This is a genomic window from Clostridioides sp. ES-S-0001-03 (assembly GCF_020676075.1).
In the GTDB taxonomy this organism is placed as follows: domain Bacteria; phylum Bacillota; class Clostridia; order Peptostreptococcales; family Peptostreptococcaceae; genus Clostridioides.
The window spans coordinates 146720-166431 of the sequence record NZ_JACVWJ010000002.1; the positions used below are offsets into that span (position 1 = coordinate 146720).

General features: G+C 27.7%; 22 protein-coding genes. 20 read left to right on the plus strand and 2 right to left on the minus strand.

Annotation, left to right across the window (positions count from 1 at the left end):
* Positions 1–42: 42 nt before the first annotated feature.
* The 14 genes from IC174_RS03845 (at position 43) to IC174_RS03910 (ending at position 12477) form a co-directional block, all read left to right on the plus strand.
* Complete coding sequence (locus tag IC174_RS03845; RefSeq protein WP_227434118.1) at positions 43–654, plus strand: stage III sporulation protein AF; 612 nt, start codon at positions 43–45, stop codon at positions 652–654.
* Between the two features lie 11 nt (positions 655–665).
* Positions 666–1220 carry a stage III sporulation protein AG gene (locus IC174_RS03850; protein ID WP_227434119.1) on the plus strand — a complete coding sequence of 185 codons (555 nt, stop codon included), beginning with the start codon at positions 666–668 and terminating at the stop codon, positions 1218–1220.
* Between the two features lie 26 nt (positions 1221–1246).
* A complete protein-coding gene (locus tag IC174_RS03855) occupies positions 1247–1936 on the plus strand; it encodes a SpoIIIAH-like family protein (protein ID WP_227434120.1) in 690 nt (229 codons plus the stop codon).
* 109 nt (positions 1937–2045) lie between these two features.
* Positions 2046–2408 carry an Asp23/Gls24 family envelope stress response protein gene (locus IC174_RS03860; RefSeq protein ID WP_227434121.1) on the plus strand — a complete coding sequence of 121 codons (363 nt, stop codon included), beginning with the start codon at positions 2046–2048 and terminating at the stop codon, positions 2406–2408.
* Positions 2409–2492: 84 nt separating this feature from the next.
* Positions 2493–2999: a transcription antitermination factor NusB gene (gene nusB, locus IC174_RS03865; protein ID WP_227482201.1), complete on the plus strand. Its 507-nt coding sequence runs from the start codon at positions 2493–2495 to the stop codon at positions 2997–2999.
* Positions 2983–4095 carry an O-sialoglycoprotein endopeptidase gene (locus tag IC174_RS03870; RefSeq protein ID WP_227482202.1) on the plus strand — a complete coding sequence of 371 codons (1113 nt, stop codon included), beginning with the start codon at positions 2983–2985 and terminating at the stop codon, positions 4093–4095. The genes nusB and IC174_RS03870 overlap by 17 nt, the downstream gene beginning before the upstream one ends.
* Entirely contained in the window at positions 4092–5297 is a 1206-nt protein-coding gene (xseA, locus tag IC174_RS03875) for an exodeoxyribonuclease VII large subunit (protein ID WP_227482203.1), read from the plus strand. The genes IC174_RS03870 and xseA overlap by 4 nt, the downstream gene beginning before the upstream one ends.
* Position 5298: 1 nt before the next feature.
* Entirely contained in the window at positions 5299–5514 is a 216-nt protein-coding gene (xseB, locus tag IC174_RS03880; protein ID WP_227434125.1) for an exodeoxyribonuclease VII small subunit, read from the plus strand.
* Positions 5515–5516: 2 nt separating this feature from the next.
* Complete coding sequence (locus IC174_RS03885; RefSeq protein WP_227434126.1) at positions 5517–6404, plus strand: polyprenyl synthetase family protein; 888 nt, start codon at positions 5517–5519, stop codon at positions 6402–6404.
* A 29-nt stretch (positions 6405–6433) separates the two neighbouring features.
* Positions 6434–6871, plus strand: coding sequence for a divergent PAP2 family protein (locus tag IC174_RS03890; protein WP_227434127.1), 438 nt, complete (start codon positions 6434–6436; stop codon positions 6869–6871).
* A 34-nt stretch (positions 6872–6905) separates the two neighbouring features.
* Positions 6906–8765 (plus strand): 1-deoxy-D-xylulose-5-phosphate synthase, encoded by a 1860-nt coding sequence (gene dxs, locus IC174_RS03895; RefSeq protein WP_227482204.1) that lies wholly within the window; start codon positions 6906–6908, stop codon positions 8763–8765.
* Positions 8766–8884: 119 nt separating this feature from the next.
* Positions 8885–9697, plus strand: a complete 813-nt coding sequence (locus IC174_RS03900; RefSeq protein WP_227434129.1) for a TlyA family RNA methyltransferase — start codon at positions 8885–8887, stop codon at positions 9695–9697.
* 19 nt (positions 9698–9716) lie between these two features.
* The gene (gene recN, locus IC174_RS03905; protein WP_227482205.1) at positions 9717–11396 is read left to right on the plus strand and encodes a DNA repair protein RecN; all 1680 of its coding nucleotides are present in this window, start codon (positions 9717–9719) and stop codon (positions 11394–11396) included.
* Between the two features lie 214 nt (positions 11397–11610).
* Positions 11611–12477, plus strand: coding sequence for a hypothetical protein (locus IC174_RS03910; protein WP_227482206.1), 867 nt, complete (start codon positions 11611–11613; stop codon positions 12475–12477).
* A 79-nt stretch (positions 12478–12556) separates the two neighbouring features.
* Here IC174_RS03910 and IC174_RS03915 read toward each other — a convergent pair whose 3' ends face one another.
* Both IC174_RS03915 and IC174_RS03920 read right to left on the minus strand, forming a co-directional pair.
* Positions 12557–13036, minus strand: coding sequence for a GNAT family N-acetyltransferase (locus IC174_RS03915; protein ID WP_227434132.1), 480 nt, complete (start codon positions 13034–13036; stop codon positions 12557–12559).
* Positions 13037–13108: 72 nt separating this feature from the next.
* A complete protein-coding gene (locus IC174_RS03920) occupies positions 13109–13549 on the minus strand; it encodes a GNAT family N-acetyltransferase (RefSeq protein WP_227434133.1) in 441 nt (146 codons plus the stop codon).
* A 160-nt stretch (positions 13550–13709) separates the two neighbouring features.
* On the opposite strand from IC174_RS03920, the gene IC174_RS03925 reads away from it, so the two are divergent.
* The 6 genes from IC174_RS03925 to IC174_RS03950 all read left to right on the plus strand — a co-directional run bounded on the left by IC174_RS03925 (position 13710) and on the right by IC174_RS03950 (position 19708).
* Complete coding sequence (locus IC174_RS03925) at positions 13710–14771, plus strand: SpoIVB peptidase S55 domain-containing protein (protein WP_227482207.1); 1062 nt, start codon at positions 13710–13712, stop codon at positions 14769–14771.
* A 141-nt stretch (positions 14772–14912) separates the two neighbouring features.
* Positions 14913–15737, plus strand: a complete 825-nt coding sequence (gene spo0A / locus IC174_RS03930; RefSeq protein WP_003424711.1) for a sporulation transcription factor Spo0A — start codon at positions 14913–14915, stop codon at positions 15735–15737.
* A gap of 408 nt (positions 15738–16145) precedes the next feature.
* Complete coding sequence (gene steA / locus IC174_RS03935) at positions 16146–17267, plus strand: putative cytokinetic ring protein SteA (protein ID WP_227434135.1); 1122 nt, start codon at positions 16146–16148, stop codon at positions 17265–17267.
* A 17-nt stretch (positions 17268–17284) separates the two neighbouring features.
* Positions 17285–18160, plus strand: coding sequence for a copper transporter (locus IC174_RS03940; protein WP_227434136.1), 876 nt, complete (start codon positions 17285–17287; stop codon positions 18158–18160).
* Positions 18161–18183: 23 nt separating this feature from the next.
* Positions 18184–18876: a glycosyltransferase family 2 protein gene (locus tag IC174_RS03945; protein ID WP_227482208.1), complete on the plus strand. Its 693-nt coding sequence runs from the start codon at positions 18184–18186 to the stop codon at positions 18874–18876.
* A 7-nt stretch (positions 18877–18883) separates the two neighbouring features.
* The gene (locus IC174_RS03950) at positions 18884–19708 is read left to right on the plus strand and encodes a glycosyl transferase (protein WP_227434138.1); all 825 of its coding nucleotides are present in this window, start codon (positions 18884–18886) and stop codon (positions 19706–19708) included.
* Positions 19709–19712: the final 4 nt, after the last annotated feature.

A 19712-nucleotide genomic window follows, 5' to 3' on the forward strand; every position in this document is an offset into this window, starting at 1 on the left:
AGTAATTACTTTTAATCTAAATATTTTAGAGAGGAGGATGCTATGTTAGAGGGCATAAAGGCATGGATAGTTAGTATTTTAATAGGAGCATTTATAGTAAATATAGTTGATATGATTTTACCTAGTTCCAAGATAAAGCCGTATGTGAACTTGGTGTTAAATTTTATATTCGTATTTATTGTAATAACTCCAGTGGTAGGATTTTTTTCAAAAGACATGAGCTTAGAAGATAGAATTTTAAAATCTATGGGAAATTACAATAAGGAATATGTAGATAGTACAAATGCTTTAGCAGAAGAGACTGGAAATACTAGCTTATCTAAGGGCTATGAAGATGGTTTGAAAGAAGTGCTTAAGCTAAAGCTTGATGAATATGGTTATGATTTAGAAGATATAGAGCTTAATGGTGCAAATATAAATAATATAAAAATAAAAGAAAAAAATAATATGTCAAAGAGCAATAGTGATGAAGAAAATGAAAATAATAGTACTAAAGGAGATGAAGATAGCATAAACTCTAATGACAAAGAAAATTCTAAACAAGTTTTTAAAAAAGGTACAGAGTATGGACTGAATCTAAATGAAGACAAACTAAAAAATGACCTAATAAAAGTGCTTGATGTTTCTATAGAAACTATACAAATTGATAAATAGGAGTTGGAAGAATGTTTAAAAACTTAAACGACAAAGATAAGAGAAAGGTATATTCACTAATAACTATAGCTGGAATATGTGTGGTATCATTAGTACTATTATCTTGTTTTCCAAGTAGCAAAACTGATGAAAAAGTTGGAAAAACAGATGCTGACAAAAAGACTGAAAAACAAGTTGCTAAGGAACATGAAAAAGACGATTTAGAATCAAAATTAACAACAATACTATCTAAAATTGATGGAGCAGGAGATGTTGATGTAATGATTACATTTGAGTCAAGTGAAGAAATACAACCTGCTTTTAACTCAAACCAAACAACAGAAACAACAGAGGAGAAAGATGCACAAGGTGGAGAAAGAACAGTTACAACTTCAAGTGAAAATAAAACAATGATAACTTCAAATTCAAGTGACCCTGTAGTTATAAAAACTACAGAGCCAAAGATAAAAGGAGTGATAGTAGTAGCAAGTGGAGCTAGTAATCCAAATGTCAAAGAAACACTTTATAGTGCAGTTCAAACATCATTACAAGTAGCAGGTCATCAAGTAGAAATATATTCTAAATAAATACATATAACCGGGGGGATAAATGAATGAAGTTTAATTATAAGGGAAGAGGATTTGTAATAATAACTTTAACTGCAATGTTAGTAATAGTAGGAACAGTAAATTATCAACTTAGTAAGAAATCTTTACTAGAAACATCAAAAGAATTTAAAGCATATGAAGAAGCTCAATTACAGAAGAATACTACTGATGATAGTGATAGTAGCAATAAAGAAGACTCAGATGCTACAGATAAACAAAATAGCAAAGAGAGTGCTGACATTGATATAGTTGATAGTAAGGCTAGTAAGGTTAAGGAAAAAGTAACTGAAACAAGTAAAGAAATAAAAGCTCAATTATCATCTGAAAAGAATATGAAAAAAGCATCTTATATTTTAGATATGAAAATGAATAGAGAAAAACAAAGAAATGAATTAGTTCAGGATTTAAATGAAATGATAAATAATCCATCTACAACAGAGGAATCTAGAAAAGAAGCTTCTAATATGAAATTAAATATAGTTAAAACTCAAGAAAAGGAGCTTCAAATAGAAAATCTTTTGAGTACAAAGGGATATGAAGAAGCATTAGTTTATATAAGTGATAGCAAAGTCAATGTTGTTGTAAATGAAGCTAAATTAGATAAGAAAGATGCAGCAAAAATATTTGATTTGGTTGCAGAACAGGCTAATGTAAAGTATGAAAATATTAAACTTACAAATAATAATACTAAGTAAAATATAAACCTCAGAATTAACTGAGGTTATTTTCTTGCAAAGTAGAGTTGTATTTGGTATTATTATACTTATAAAAATAGTTCCTTAAAATCAGGAGGTAAGTTTTAATATGGAAGATAATAAATTTGGACAAGTAAAAATATCTAATGATGTAATAGCTACAATAGCTGGTTTAGCAGCATTAGAAGTTGAGGGCATAGAAACTACAGCAACATTAACAGATAAGTTGTTAAAAAATAATGGAGTAAAGATACAAATAGAAGAAGAGGATGTTAATTTAGACGTAATGGTTATGATAAAATATGGCATGTCAATACCAGATACAGCTTTTAAAGTTCAAGAAAATGTAAAAAATACTGTTGAGACAATGACAGGACTGAAGGTTTCTCAAGTAAATATACACATTCAAGGAATCAGCTTTAAGAAAGATAAAGTTGATAAAGAAGAAGTAAAAGCAACTAAGAAAAATTAATATTAGCCCTCTGAAAAGTCAGAGGGTTTTTTGTTGGCATTTGATTTTATATAGATAATTAAACTTAAAGGAGAATTTTAATTGATGAAAAAAGATAGGGCACAAAAAAGTACAACAAGGGAATATATAATGAAACTTATATACCAAATAAATATTAATAAAGAGGAGTTTGAAGGTTTAGACTATAAAGTGGATTCTTTCTTAAAAGATAATTCAGAACATATTATAAATAGATATGAAGAACTTACACTTAAGTACTCAAATAATGCAAAATTAAAATTAGAAGATACTAAACTTGAAGATATAGTAGATAGAGAATATATAAATACAGTATGTAAAGCACTAAGAGAGAATCATGATGAGATAGATGAATTAATAAATAAGCATGCTAAAAATTGGACAGTAGATAGAATGCCAAAGGTAGATGTGTCTATACTTAGATTATCCGTGTGTGAAATAGTTTATTTAGACACTCCTAATAAAGTATCAATAAATGAAGCTGTGGAACTTGCAAAGATATATTGTGATGATAAATCTCCTAAATTTATAAATGGAATATTAGGAAGTGTTGTTGATGAAATTGAACAATAATATAATAATTGGAATTGATACTAGCTGCTATACTACTTCTATAGCAGCTATCTCTTTAGATAAAAAAGTTATTTTTAATGAAAAAATAATGCTAGAAGTAAAGGAAAATTCAAAAGGATTGAGACAAAGTGAAGCTGTGTTTCAACACATAAATAACTTAGGATTACTTAGTGATAGGATAAAATCATTTGGGGACAAATTTGTCATAGAGGGAGTTTGTTCATCTATTAAGCCTAGACCAGTTGAAAATTCATACATGCCTGTATTTAATGTTGGGTACAATTTTGGAAAGTTATTATCAAGTATACATGGATGTAAATTTTATGAAACGACTCATCAGGAAAATCATATTGAGGCTAGTTTATTAAATAGTAAATTAAAAAATAATAACAAATTTATTTCTGTTCATATGTCAGGTGGCACTACAGAGATACTTTTAATAACTAAGCATGATAATAATTATGATGCAAATAACAAAGATTTAGATGTAATAACTAAAATAAGCAATAAAAAAAACTTAGATGCAATAGCTAAAATAAATACTAAAAAAGATGATAAAAGTAAGTTATACAATAATTTTGGATATAATATAGATATAATTGGAGGAAGTAAAGATATTAGCTTTGGGCAACTTATAGATAGAATAGGTGTCAAGCTAGGATATAAATTTCCTTCAGGAAAATATCTAGATGAAAATGCTTTAAATTGTAATCTTAAAATAGAAAGTGGTCTAAAAACTTCTGTAAGAGAGGGATATATGAATTTATCTGGATTAGAAAATCAGGTGAATAAAATTATAGATAACAATATAGATAATATTAGTAAAAATAAAAAAGAATATATATCTAAATTAGTACTGGATTCAGTAGTTAGAAACATGTTTAAATCTTTAATATATTTATGTGAAGCTTATAATGTAGAAGAAGTAGTTTTTGCAGGTGGAGTTTCTGCAAGTAAGTATATCCTCAAAGAATTAAGTTTAAAACTAAGTAAAAATTGTATAAAAGCTCATTTTACAGAGCCACAATATTCAACTGATAATGCTGTTGGGTGTGCTATAATAGGATTGAATAACTTTTTAGGAGAAAAAATATGAAACTAAGAGCTTTAGATATAAGTGAAGCAAATTCATATATTAAAAGAATTTTAATAAATGACCCAATACTTTCTAATCTTAAAGTTAAGGGAGAAATTTCTAATTTTAAAATACATAGCAGTGGAAATGTTTATTTATCGTTAAAGGATGAAACTTCAAAGCTAAACTGTGTAATTTTTAAAAGTAATTTTAATCGTAATCTAAAATTAGACAATGGAGTAAAGGTTGTAGCTAGTGGATATATATCAGTTTATGAAAGAGATGGTGCATATCAATTATATATTAATGAAATTGAAATAGAGGGAATTGGGAATTTACACATAGAATTTAACAAATTAAAAGAAAAACTTAATAAAGAAGGTTTGTTTGATTCCAAATACAAAATACCTATCCCTAGAATGCCAAATTCAATTGGAGTTATAACATCTCCAACAGGAGCTGTTATAAGAGATATAATAAATGTAATAAAAAGAAGATATCCAAAGGTCAATATAAAGCTTTATCCAGTAACTGTTCAAGGAGATAGGTCAGCAGAAGAAATATGTGAAGCAATTAGATTTTTTAATCATATGAAGAATGTGGATACAATTATAGTTGGTAGAGGTGGGGGTTCAATAGAAGAACTTTGGTCTTTTAATGATGAAATGGTAGCAAGAGAAGTTTTTAACTCTCAAATTCCAATAATATCAGCAGTTGGTCATGAAACTGATTTTACTATTTGTGATTTTGTGTCTGATATGAGAGCACCAACACCATCAGCAGCAGCTGAGATTGCAACTCCATCATTAGATGACATAAAATATAAACTTGGGAATATAAAAAGCAGACTTAACAAGTCTCTTATAAACCAAGTTGAATTAGACCAATACAAGTTAGAATCAGTGTTTAATAAAATAAATAACTATTTAGATTCTTACACAATAAAAGATAAAGTTATACAATTGGATAAAATATATGATAAAATAATTTTTGGAATAGAAAATAATTTAAAATTAGAAGATGAAAAATTAATAAAGGTTGGAGCATTACTTCATAACCTAAGTCCATTAGCCACTATGGACAGAGGTTATAGTATAGTTCAAAAAAACGGAAAAGTAATAAATAGTATAAAAAGATTGAAAACTGAAGACAACATAGATATAGTATTAAAAGATGGAAATTTAGAATGTATAATAGATAAAATTGAAAATAAAGAGGTATAATATGAACTTAACCTATGAAGAAGCTTACAAAAGATTGGAGAGCATTTTAAATGAGTTAGAATCTAAAAATGCTAGCTTAGATGAATCTTTAAGCTTATATGAAGAAGGAATTAGTCTTTATAAACATTGTAATAAGCTTTTGGATGATGCAAAATTAAAAATAAGTAAATTTAATCAATTAGGAATAGAAGAGGATTTTAGAATAGAGGAGGAATAAAAGTGGAATTTAAACAACATTTAAAAGAAAAAGCAAGTTTTATAGAAGATATACTTAAAGAATATATGCCAAAAGAAGAAGGTTATCAAAAAACTGTTATTGAGGCTATGAACTACAGCTTGAGCGCTGGAGGTAAGAGATTAAGACCAATACTTACACTAGAAGCCTGTAAGGTAGTTGGAGGAAATGAAGAAGAAGCTATACCTTTTGCTATTGCAATTGAAATGATACATACATACTCACTTATACATGATGACTTACCAGCTCTTGACAATGATGATTTAAGAAGAGGAAGACCAACAAACCATAAAGTATATGGAGAAGCAATGGGAATTTTAGCAGGAGATGCTTTACTGAACTATGCTTTTGAAGTTATGCTTGCAGGTTCAATAAATAAAGAAAATCCAGAAAAATATCTAAAAGCTATAAATGAAATTGCTAAAGGTGCTGGAATATATGGAATGATAGGTGGGCAAGTGGTAGATGTAGAAAGTGAAAATAAACAAATTGAAAAAGAAAAATTAGATTATATACATATGAATAAAACTGCTGCAATGATGGTTGGATGTATGAGAGCAGGAGCAACTATAGGTGGAGCAAATTCAGAACAAATGGAAGAAATAACTAAATATGCAAAAAATATCGGATTATCATTCCAGATAGTAGATGATATACTAGATATAGTGGGAGATGAAATAAAATTAGGGAAAAAAGTTGGCAGTGATATAGAGAATCATAAATCAACATATCCATCTCTTTTAGGATTAGATAAATCTAAAGAAATTGCACATAATTTAATAGATGAGGCAAAGAAGAGTATAGAAAAATTATCTGACAATGTAGATTTTTTAAAGGGATTGGCTGAATATATAATAGATAGAGAATATTAAAATATACAGCTAAAATCGAGGAGGGAAAAATGAACTTTTTTTCGGAGATTTTTAACAATGGGGCTTTGGGAATAAGTCTTATTGCTTGTTTCTTAGCACAATTTATAAAGATATTTACTGGGAAGGGAAAGAGAATTGAGTTTTCAAGAATACTCATTTCAGGAGGTATGCCTAGTTCTCATAGTTCTTTTGTTACAAGTTTAGCTACAGTGGTAGGCATTGAAAAAGGGTTTAATTCTACTGATTTTGCTATAATTACTGTGCTTGCACTGATTATAATGTATGATGCAGCAGGTGTTAGACGTGCTGTTGGGAAACAAGCTACTATATTGAATCAGATGGTAGCAGACCTTCAACATGGAAAGCATATAGAGCAGAAGAAATTAAAAGAATTAATAGGTCACACACCACTAGAGGTTTGGTTTGGAGCTTTACTTGGTATAGTAACAGCTTTAATATTGATGTAAATTTAAAATTTACAAAATAAAAGGTGAGGATAATATGTATAAATATTTAGATAAAGTAAATTCTCCAAAAGATATAAAAAATATGAGCATAGAAGAAATGGATTTACTTGCAAAGGATATAAGAAAGTTTTTAGTAAAATCTGTTTCCAAGACAGGAGGACACTTAGCTTCTAACTTAGGTGTAGTTGAGTTAACATTAGCACTTCATAAAGTGTTTGACAGCCCTAAAGATAAATTTGTATGGGATGTAGGACATCAGTCTTATGTTCACAAAATGGTTACTGGAAGAAAAGATTGTTTTGTATCTTTAAGACAATTCAACGGACTAAGTGGTTTTCCAAAGGAGAGTGAAAGTCCTCATGATATTTTCGACACAGGACATAGCAGTACATCTATTTCTGTGGCAACAGGTATTGCCTGTGCTAGAGATATAAAAAAAGAAAGCTATAGTGTTATATCTGTAATTGGAGATGGTTCTATAACTGGAGGTATGGCACTTGAAGCTTTAAATCAATTGGGATATATAAATACTAATATGATAGTAATTCTTAATGATAATGAGATGTCTATAGATAAAAATGTTGGCGGAATGTCTAAATATCTATCAAGTATTATAAGAAATTCAACAGTTGTTAAAATGACAGATGAAGTTGATAAGATTTTAAATGTTACATCAACAGGTGAAATTTTATCTAAGACTGCACATAGATTTAAGGACAAATTAATATATAGTTTTTCTCCTCAAGATTGTTCATTTTTTGATTCATTAGGTATAAAATATTATGGTCCTATAGATGGTCATAATACTAAAGAATTAATAGAAACACTTAGAAAAGCTAAACATAAAAAAGGACCTGTGCTTTTACATGTTATTACAAAAAAAGGAAAAGGATATAAATTTGCAGAGGAACAACCTGATAAATATCATGGAGTATCAAAGTTTGATATAAAGACAGGTGTAACATCTCCTAAAGTTAAGTCTATGTCGGTTAGTGTTGGTGAAAAATTGGTTGAGATGGCTAGCAAAAACGAAGAAATAGTAGCTATAACAGCTGCAATGCCATCTGGAACAGGATTAAACTTATTTGAAAGTGCTTACCCAAAAAGATATTATGATGTTGGTATAGCTGAACAACATGCAACAGGGTTTGCGGCAGGTCTTGCAAAAAATGGTATGAAGCCTTATTTTGCTGTATATTCATCATTTTTACAAAGAGCATATGACCAAGTTATTCATGATGTATGTATAACAAAAAAACCAGTTACTTTTCTTATAGATAGAGCTGGTCTAGTTGGAAATGATGGTGAAACTCATCATGGTATGTTTGATTTAAGTTACTTAAATTCTATTCCAAATATTGTAGTGATGGCTCCAAAAGATACAAGAGAAATGGAACTTATGATGGATTTATCATTAAAATTGGATTCTCCATTGGCAATTAGATATCCAAGAGGAAATAGTTATTACCTAAATAAAGGAGAATACAAAGAAATTAAGTTAGGAAAATATGAGATATTAGATGATGGACAAGATACAGTCATACTTTCTATTGGGAATATGGTGAAACATGCTCTAGAAGCTAAAGAAATATTGTTAGAAGAAGGTATAAATCCAACAATAGTTAATGCTAGATTTTTAAAGCCTATGGATGAAGATATGTTGCATACTTTATTTAAGAATCATAAAAATGTAATTACAGTAGAAGATAATGTTATTACTGGCGGATTTGGAAGTAGAATAAGTAAATTTATTATAGATAATGGATATAAAGTAAATATACTTAATATAGCAATACCAGAAGAGTTTATAAAACATGGCAATGCAGATGAACTATATAATTTTGTAGGATTATCGCCAAAGTGCATTGCTGATAAAATAAGAGAGTTAATATAAATAATATGGATTAAATTTAATATAAAATTTAAAATTTGTCACTTAGAATAAATATCAAGTGTGTTACTTCAAGCTACTTTAGTCAATATTAAAGTAGCTTTTAACAGAAAGGTAATTTTATGAAGAAAAGAATAGATTTATTGTTAGTAGAGCAAGGGCATTTTGAAAGTAGAGAAAGAGCTAAAAAAGCAATAATGGCTGGATTAGTTTTTGTTGATAATCAAAGATGTGATAAGGCAGGTACAGAAGTAAAAGAGGATTGTGCTATAGAAGTAAAAGGAAACCCAATACCATATGTTAGTAGGGGTGGGTTAAAGCTTGAAAAAGCAATGAAGAACTTCGACTTAACTATTGATGGAAAAGTATGTATGGATATAGGAGCATCTACGGGTGGTTTTACAGACTGTATGCTAAAAAATGGAGCTATAAAAGTATTTTCCATAGATGTTGGTTATGGTCAGCTTGCGTGGAAATTGAGACAAGATGATAGAGTTGTGTGTATGGAAAGAACAAACATAAGGAATGTAACAATAGAAGATACAAAGCAATTTGCAGATTTTGCATCAATTGATGTATCTTTTATATCATTGAAACTAGTACTTCCAAAAGCAAAAGAATTAGTTATTAATAATGGAGAAATTGTAGCTTTGATAAAACCTCAATTTGAAGCAGGAAGAGAAAAGGTAGGTAAAAAAGGTGTAGTTAGAGAAAAATCTACACATATAGAAGTTATAAAAATGATTTCTGATTTTTCAGTACAAAATGGATTTGAAATTTTAGGATTAGATTTTTCTCCAATTAAGGGTCCAGAAGGAAATATAGAATATCTAATTCATTTAAAGAATGGAAATGAAGGATATGAATTTGATAGTGATATGTATGACAAAAAAATAGTGGAAGTCGTTGAGGCTTCTCATAATTTAGATAAATAGAATAAAAGGGGGCTTAGACTTGATCCTCGAATTATATATGAAAAATTGTGCCTTAGTTGAAGAACTAAGGCTGGGTATTGATAAAAACTTAAATATACTTACGGGAGAAACTGGTTCAGGAAAATCTATAATAATAGATGCGCTTGGACTTTGTCTAGGTGAGAAATATGACAGGTCTTTTCTAAGAAAAGGTACAGATAAGGGACTTGTTGAAGCTATATTTTTCTCAGATAACGTGTATCTAAAAAAGATATTAGATGAAAATGATATAAGTATAGAAGATGATAATTTATTGGTTATAACTAGATTGATATATTCAGATGGGAAAAGTACTGCTAGAGTAAATGGAAGGACTGTTAAAGTATCTTTTCTAAAGGAAATTGCATCTACACTTATAGATATACATGGTCAACATCAAAATCAAGCTTTATTCAATAAGGATACACACTTAAAATTTTTAGACTTATTTGGAGAAAATGAACTAGATAAGTTTAAAGATGATTATAGAAAAATTTATTACAAATACAGCGAAGTAAAGAGAGCTTTGAACTCTTTAACAGAAAATAAAGATGATATGCAGATTCAACGAGAAATAGATTTATTAAGGTTTCAAATAAATGAAATTGAGGCTGCAAATTTAAATAAAAATGAATATGAAGATTTATTAAAACAAAGAGATGTCTATAGAAATAGTGAAAAGATATATAATAATTTAAACTTAAGTTACAGTAAATTACATAATGGTGAATATAATGTTATTGACTTGATAGGTATTGCATCTAAAGAGCTTAATGATATATCTAAATATGACAGTATTTTAAGTGAATATAGTGAAACTATAGAAAGAATAATGTATGAACTACAAGATATATCTAGTGATATAAGAAATTACAAAGATAATATAGATTTTGAACCTTATGAATTAGAACAGATTGAACTTAGAATTGATGAGATTAATAACTTAAGAAGAAAATATGGAGATAGTATAGAAGCTATATTTGAATATTATGAAAAGACAAAAGATAGACTAGATGAGATATTAAATAGAGATGAAAGAGTTGAACAATTAAAAAATCAATTAATAAAAATAGAAGAAGAGCTAAAAGTAAAAGCTAGCAAACTGACTAAAGCAAGAAATAAAGTGGCAATTCAATTAGAGGAAGTACTTCTTGATGAATTAAAGAGTCTAAATATGAAAAATGTAATGTTCAAAGTCAATTTTGAAGAAAGTTCATTTACTTTAAATGGAATAGATGATATTGAATTTATGATATCTTTTAATTTAGGAGAAGATATCAAACCTATATATAAAGTTGCATCAGGTGGTGAAATGTCTAGATTTATGTTGGCATTTAAGACTATATTAGCTGATATAGATGATATAGATACTTTAGTATTTGATGAAATAGATACAGGGATAAGTGGCATAGCTGCACAAATTGTTGGTGAGAAATTGAGTGATATAGCAAAGAAAAAACAAATAATATGTATAACTCATTTACCTCAAATTGCTGCAAATGCAGATACCCATTATTGTATAGAAAAAGATACTTCAAATAATAGAACATTTACAAATGTTAAGAAATTAAATCAATCTCAAAGAAAAAATGAAATTGCAAGACTTATAGCAGGTAATAATATAACAGAAAAAACTATAGAACATGCAAGCGAAATTATTGAAATGGCTAAAAAGTGTTAGTGAAAGAGCTTATTTTAAATAGATGTAGAGAATATTTAATCTAGATACTTTACATCTATTTTTTATGATGAAAATATTTTAAAATATTTTATCTGGATATCAAAAATAAATAAAAATTATAATTTAAATAAATCTTGTATAGACTTGTAACTGTAAAAATTTTAAGTTTTTGAGTATAATATTATGTATTAAAGTAGTAGTGGGGGGGTATTAAATGAATAAAAAAAATACTATGTACTTAATTTTTATAATCATAGTTATTATAGTATTAGGGTATATTTTATTAACTATTAATAGTATCAAGAATAATCTTGACACTTCTAATGATAAATTAGATTATTTATCACAAGAAATTATGAATACTAAGTCAGATATTAGCAATATAATTAATGAAGAAATGTCAAAAAGTTATATAACAAAAAGTATTGATTTAAAAGTTAAAAAATTAGAAAAAGACGAATGTGTAATTGATGTAGATACACAATTGAGCAAACTTGGCAAGGATGGAAAAGTAATCTTTATGTATAAAGCAGATAGTGATAAATGGAATGAGATTGAGATGACAAAGCATGGGGAATTATCATATACTTGTGAAATAAAAATAACTACAGGTAGTGAATATGATTATAAAGTAGTTACAAGTGGTACAATATCTGAAAGTTCAGATGTTCAAAAATTGACTAAGTCTGATTATATGCCTGAACCACCTGTATTTAATTATGGAATAAGGGACAATAAGGAATACTTTATTGAAATATTGGAAAACAGCAATTTATTTAATCATGAAAGTGAAAAATCAAAAAATAAAGTTTATGATGATATAAAGTTAGAAAATGTAGATATTATTGTAAATGAAGGTAAAGGTGATACTGTATATAAAGCTAAGTCTGCTAAATTATCAAATGGTAGTAAAGATGATAATATAGATAGAGAGCAAGTAAATTATGAGGCTAATTTTCCTAAAAAGGATATTAATGATATAATTTATATCAAAGCAAAGCTTACATACAATAATGGAATAGAATATATAAAAGATATAACTGAAGATATAAGTGTTGGTTTGGAAGATTTAGAGAAATAAATATATTTAAAATAATTTAATCAATAAAATAGAGTATAAATAAAACATCTATAATTTTATTTATACTCTATTTTTTTATTTATAATTTTAGCTCCATATATCTAGCCCCTTCAATTGGATTATAAGTATAAGGATTTATATCATAAAAACCAATTTTTTCGTATAAACCTTGAGCGCTTTTCATGCTTGGAAGAGTATCTAGTCTCATATATGTATATCCAATCTTTTTGGCTTCTTTTACGATTTCTTCTAATAATATTTTTCCTATTTTAAGTCCTCTAAATTTATCTCTTACATATAACCTTTTTAATTCACATACATCATCTTCAAGTTTTTTTAATGCAACACAACCTGCTAAATTTTCATCAACAAATGCTAGTATTAATGAGCCTGAAGGTTTTTTATACTTTCCTGGAAGTGTTTTTAATTCATTATTAAAGTCCTGGAAACACAAATCTATATTCAATGAATTTGAGTATTCAGTAAATAAAATCTTTACATTTTCAAGATTTTCTAAATCATTTGCTTCAACAAATTTTAAAATTACATTTTGAGTCATTTTATTTATCATTATATAAATATATTTATATAATGATTTCACCTCCTTGATAGATATATATTTTTATTAATATCAATTAGATTTTAATACCATGACCTTTTCTCCACCATAGTCAAGTTCTCCATTAAACTCAAATCCAAAGCTTTTGTAAAGTCCAATAGCCATTTTGTTGTTATCGAATATACTAAGGTATAACTCATTGCAATTATATTCATTTTTAAGATGATTTATAAGGAAATCTAAGGATGCTTTTCCATATCCTTTACCTTGATACTTTGAGTCAATCATGAATCTATCAAGCCAAACTCTGTCATCTTCTAGGCGACCGTACATAGCAAATCCTATCAGTATATTGTCATCATATATTCCAACAGGTATCCAAGCTGTTATAAACTTAGACTCAGCAATAGAAAGTGCATTGCTTTCTATATAATCTAATTGATTCTTATCTACAGACAAATTAACTAAATCATGCCAATTATTTATATCTGCAATTCTTACATTTAATTTCAAAATATTACCGCCCTTCAAACTTTTTACCACAATATAATACTACCATATTATAGGATAAAAAGCACTTAGTAAGATATACAACGAGGTTTTTAAATGAATAAATTTTTACGAAAAAGGAATTATAAATACATAATAATACAGCATAGGAGTAGATGAATATATGAACAAAATAAATAAGAATTTCAAAAATATTTGGATAATATTAGGAGCTGTATCGATTTTTATGATGGTTATAATTTTTCAAAATAAAAATTGTAATACGAATAAGGAGACCCCAATAGAAACTTTTACAATTAAGAATCATGATAAAAAATATGTATATCCACTTGGAAATATAATTGGAGTGAAAGCAAATACAGATGGTGTATTGGTTTTAGGATATGAGGAAGAGGATGTAGATTATATTGGAGGCATACAGATTGGCGACAATATAGTAAAAATAGATAATAAAAAAATAAAAGATAGTCAGGATGTATCAAAGATTTTAAATGAAGCTAAAAAAAGTAAAGTAGAAGTGACTTTTGAAAGAAAAAATAAATATAAAACAGAGACAATAGAAACTAAAAAAGAAAATGGTAATTATAAACTTGGATTATGGGTGAGAGATAAGATATCTGGAATTGGAACTATGACTTTTTATGACCCTAATATGGAAAAATTTAAAGCAATTGGTCATGCTATAAAAGATTCGGACACTAATGAACTATTAAAGATTAAGCAAGGGTATATATATAAACCAGAAAAACTAAAAATATTAAAAGCTAGTAATGAAAAAGTAGGCAGAATAAAAGGTGATTTTAATGATAGTAATCTGATGGGAAATTTTTCAAATAACTCAAAATTAGGTATAAGTGGTAATATTACAGAAAAACAAAATAAAGAATTTAATTTAGCAAATAAAGAATTACAATTAATCGAAGTTGGAAGACCTCAAGATGTAAAAATAGGGGATGCAATAATTCTTTTTGAAGACAAAAACAAAAATATAACAAGCTATGATATAAAAATAGAAAGTATAGTATATGATAAAGGAAATTATAGAGATATGGTAATAAAAGTTGTAGATGATAAGTTATTGGAATACACAGGGGGGATTGTACAAGGGATGAGTGGGGCTCCAATAATACAAAATAATAAAATTATTGGTGCAATAACTCATGTTTTTAGAGATAATCCGAAAAAAGGATATGGTATTTTTATAGATGAAATGATAAAATTGTAGGTGAGGCATTAAAAAAATTTATTATTTTATCACTTATCTAGGAGGAATATAATTTTGAAGTGTCGAATATGCTTTAGAGTAGATAATTAGGAACAATTTGTGTAAAAAGTTTAGTTTTCTGTAATAAGAAGATGTTTTTTAATGGGGGGATTTTTAGTGGAAAAAATCAAAATAGTTTTAGCAGACGACAATAAGGATTTTTGTCAGGTATTAAAAGAGTATTTGTCTAATGAGGATGATATCGATATATTAGGCATAGCTAAAGATGGGATTGAAGCATTAGATTTAGTAAAAAAGACACAACCAGATTTATTAATATTAGACGTAATAATGCCACATCTGGATGGATTAGGTGTAATTGAAAAATTAAATACTATGGATATACCTAAAATGCCAAAAATAATAGTACTATCAGCAGTAGGTCAAGATAAGATAACTCAAAGCGCAATAAATCTAGGAGCAGATTACTACATAGTAAAGCCGTTTGATTTTGTTGTGTTTATAAACAGAATTAGAGAACTAGTTTCTAATAGAGTTACTCAAGTAGAGCCAAAGCCTAGACCAGTTCAAGAAACTCAAATGACAAGAAGTGATTTCGTTAAAAATGTAGGTAATATAGAAACAGAAATCACAAATATAATACACGAAATAGGAGTACCAGCTCATATAAAAGGGTATTTATATCTAAGAGAAGCTATAAAAATGGTCATTGATAATGTTGAACTTTTAGGTGCAGTAACAAAAGAGTTATATCCAAGTATAGCTAAAAAATTCAATACAACACCAAGTAGAGTTGAGAGAGCAATAAGACATGCCATAGAAGTTGCATGGAGTAGAGGCAAAGTTGACACAATAAATCAATTATTTGGATATACGGTACACAATACTAAAGGAAAACCAACTAATTCAGAATTTATAGCAATGATTGCTGATAAATTAAGATTAGAACATAGTATGGTTAAATAAATAGACAGAAAAAGTAAGACCTTTTAATGAAGGTATTGGCAATAAATATGCATTACAAACAGCAAAACGGTATAACCAATAGGGTTATACCGTTTTGCTGTTTTAATATATAATAAAAGCTTTATTTTTTCTTTATTATTTATTTAATATAATTTTATTATAATATGGCCATATTATGTACCTTTGTCAGTTGTAGATTAATGTTGATTTGTTTTTTAATATAAAAATATACTTTAACAAGTCGAAACATTAATTTTTAAAGTATATTACAAAAAGTATTAAATAAAAAAATCATAAAATATAGTGTTATAATGATTAAAGATGTAAGACCAACTTAAAACATTTATTTTATTCTTAAGTAATGCTATAATATAATGTGATTTTAATAATGATAGTGGAGGTTTAAAAATGAGAGTCGAGGCCCCTATAAAAGTAGATCGAAAAACTAAAAAGCTTGCTAAAAGAGTTGAAAGTGGGGAAATAGCAGTTATAAATCATATAGACATAGATGAAGTTGCTGCAAACTCTTTGGTAGAAGCCAAAATAAAACTTGTCATAAATGCGGCTCCTTCTATAAGTGGTAGATATCCTAATAAAGGTCCAGGAATATTGACTGAGAATAATATCTTGATAATTGATAATATTGGAGAAGAATTATTTGAAGAATTAAAAGAAGGACAGACTATAGAAGTTATAGATGGAAAGATATATAGAGAAGGAGAATTTTTAGGTGCAGGTGAAGTTTTAGATAAGTATGAAGTTTCATATCAAATAAAGGCTGCTTATGAAAACTTAGCCGTAGAATTAGATAGATTTATAGACAATACTATAGATTATGCTAAAAAAGAAAAAGGATTTATACTTGGTGAAGTAGAAATTCCAAAAGTACAAACTAATTATGCAAATAAGCATGTATTAATAGTTGTAAGAGGTCAGGACTATAAAGAGGATTTAAGTACAATGCTTTCATACATAGAAGAGGTAAAACCTGTTCTAGTTGGTGTTGATGGAGGCGCAGATGCTTTAATTGAGTTTGGATATACTCCAGATGTAATTGTGGGAGATATGGATAGTGTAAGCGATGAAGCTTTAAAAAAAGCTAGTGAAATAGTAGTACATGCTTATACAGATGGTAGAGCACCAGGTCTTAAGAGAGTTCAAGAACTAGGTTTGGATGCAGTTGTATTTCCTGCACCAGGAACTAGTGAAGATATAGCTATGCTTATTGCGTATGAGTATAAAGCAGAGTTAATAGTAGCAGTGGGGACACATTCAAATATGATTGATTTCCTTGAAAAAGGAAGAAAGGGAATGGCAAGTACTTTTTTAGTTAGACTAAAGATAGGTTCTAAGCTTATAGATGCTAAAGGAGTTAACTTGTTATATAGAAGTAAGCTAAAGATAAAGTACATATGGGCATTAATAGCAACAGCATTATTTCCTGTGTTGGTAGTTGCATCATTGTCACCAGGAGTTCAACAATTTATACAGTTAATGCAATTGAAATTTAAGGTATTATTACAGATGTAAATTTTAGGAGGATAAATATGCATATTAATATGAAATATTATATAGTCACTATTGGGGCTATATTTATAGCTTTGGGTATAGGCATGTTAGTAGGATTTAATTTAAATAATAATCAACAATTAAGCGAGCAGCAAGCAAATATAATAAATGACTTGGATGATAAATTTAATATTTTAAAAGAAAAAAATGATAAACTTGATGTAGATTTAGCAAAGGTAAATAAAGATTATGAAGAAGCAATTAATTTTATAAATAAAAATGTGGACAAGGTTTTAATTGGTTCATTAAGTGGAAAAAGTATAGGAATAATATCAGCTAATGAAAATGATGATTATACAAAAAATATAGAAGATATAATAAACAAATCTAATGGTAGTGTTGCATTTAACATAGTGTTAAAAGAAAATATAACAAATCCAGAAAAATTAAAAGAAATCTCAAGTAAATTAGGTACAGAAATTAAAAATACAAATGATGCAGTTAATTATATAATTGATACCTTGAAAAAGGAAGATGCAAGTGACATTTTGACATATCTTCAAGAACTAGATGTAATAAAATTTAACTCTATTGGTGACACATATCTAAAATATGAATCTGTTGTAATAGCTGGTGGAAATGATGCAAAAGATAATACAAAACAATTTGACAAAATAGAAAAATTTGTAGTTTCAAAAATAAAATCAGAAAATAAATATTTAGTAGAAGTTCAAAATACAGGAGTTAAAACTTCTTATGTAGAATTATATTCTAAAAATAAAGTTGCAACTATAGATAATATTGATGAAGGTGTAGGAAGTGTATCTCTAGCTATGCTTTTACAACAAGGTAATATAGTTGGTAATTTTGGTAGATTAGATACTGCAACTTCATTGTTGCCATCTATAAAATAGAAATAATTTTAAGGAGAGAAAAAATGGATTCTTATATAAGTATAATAATACCAGCTTATAATGAAGAAAGTAGAATAAACTATACATTAGAAAGTATAGTTGGAATTAAAGAAATAAATGAAATAGTAGTTGTAGATGATGGTTCAACAGATAATACTGCTAAGGTTGTATCTGAATTAAAGAATGAAAAAATTAAATTTTTTAAGTTAGATAAAAACAGAGGTAAAGGATATGCTTTAAACTATGGGCTTAAAGTATCAATGAAAAGCGCAAATATTATAGGATTTTTGGATGGAGATCTAGGTAATTCAGCTAAAGAAATTGAAAAATTAATTGTACCAATATTAAATGGTGAAGCTGATGTTACTATAGCAAAGTTTCCTCCTGCAAAGAAAAAAGGAGGTCTGGGATTTGTAAAAGGTTTAGCTAAAAATTCTGTTTTTGAGATGACAGGAGTTGAACTAGATGCAACTCTGTCAGGTCAAAGAATATTTAAAAGAGAAGTTTTAGAAAAATTTGATGAAATACCTTTTGGATATGGTGTTGAAGTTGGAATGACGATTGATATACTAAAGTATGGTTTTAAAATTAAAGAAGTATTAGTAAACATGACTCATAATGAAACTGGCAGAAATTTAAAAGGATTTATTCATAGAGGCAAGCAGTATTATCATATAAAAAAGGTTTTAGGACAAAAAAAGAAAGAATGGAGGTAGTATCTTAGTGAAAGATTATATACTTTATACCATTTTATTATTAACAGGATTATTTGGAACCTATGCTGCAATACCACTATTTAAAAATTTATTGATAAATGGAAATATACTTAGACCAAACTACAAAAAAGATATGATACCAGTAAGTATGGGAATTGTATTTTTACCTATGCTTGTGATTAATGGAATAATACTTGCATTTTTTACTACAGAATATAGAGATTTAGCATATATATTTATGTTTATGTTTGGTATGATATCCATGTTTTTTGCAGGAATACTAGACGATATTATTGGAAATAGAAATGTAAGTGGTCTAAAAGGTCACTTTAAAAGTTTATTTAAAGGAAGTCTTACAACTGGAGGCTTTAAGGCGTTGTTTGGTGGATTTGTAGGACTTATAGTTTCTGTGTCTATATCAAAAGACATAATAGATATAATAGTAAATACATTAATAATAGCTCTATCAACCAATTTAATGAATCTTTTAGATTTAAGACCAGGAAGAGCAATAAAAGCATATTTATTTATAATGGTGATTGTATTTTTAACATTGACAGGATTTGTTCAAGTTCTTCCACTGCTTATAGTTCCAAATGTACTTGCATACTTTAATTATGATTTAAAGGCAAGAGCAATGATGGGAGATACTGGTTCAAATGTTCTTGGAATGTCTATTGGAATTCTAATTTCTTTTGGATATCCATTTAATATCAGACTGGGATGGTTAATATTTGTAGTTATTATGCATATATTTACCGAAAAATACTCATTGACTAAAATAATAGAAAAAAATAAATTATTAAATTTTATAGATAAGTTGGGAAGGTAGCATT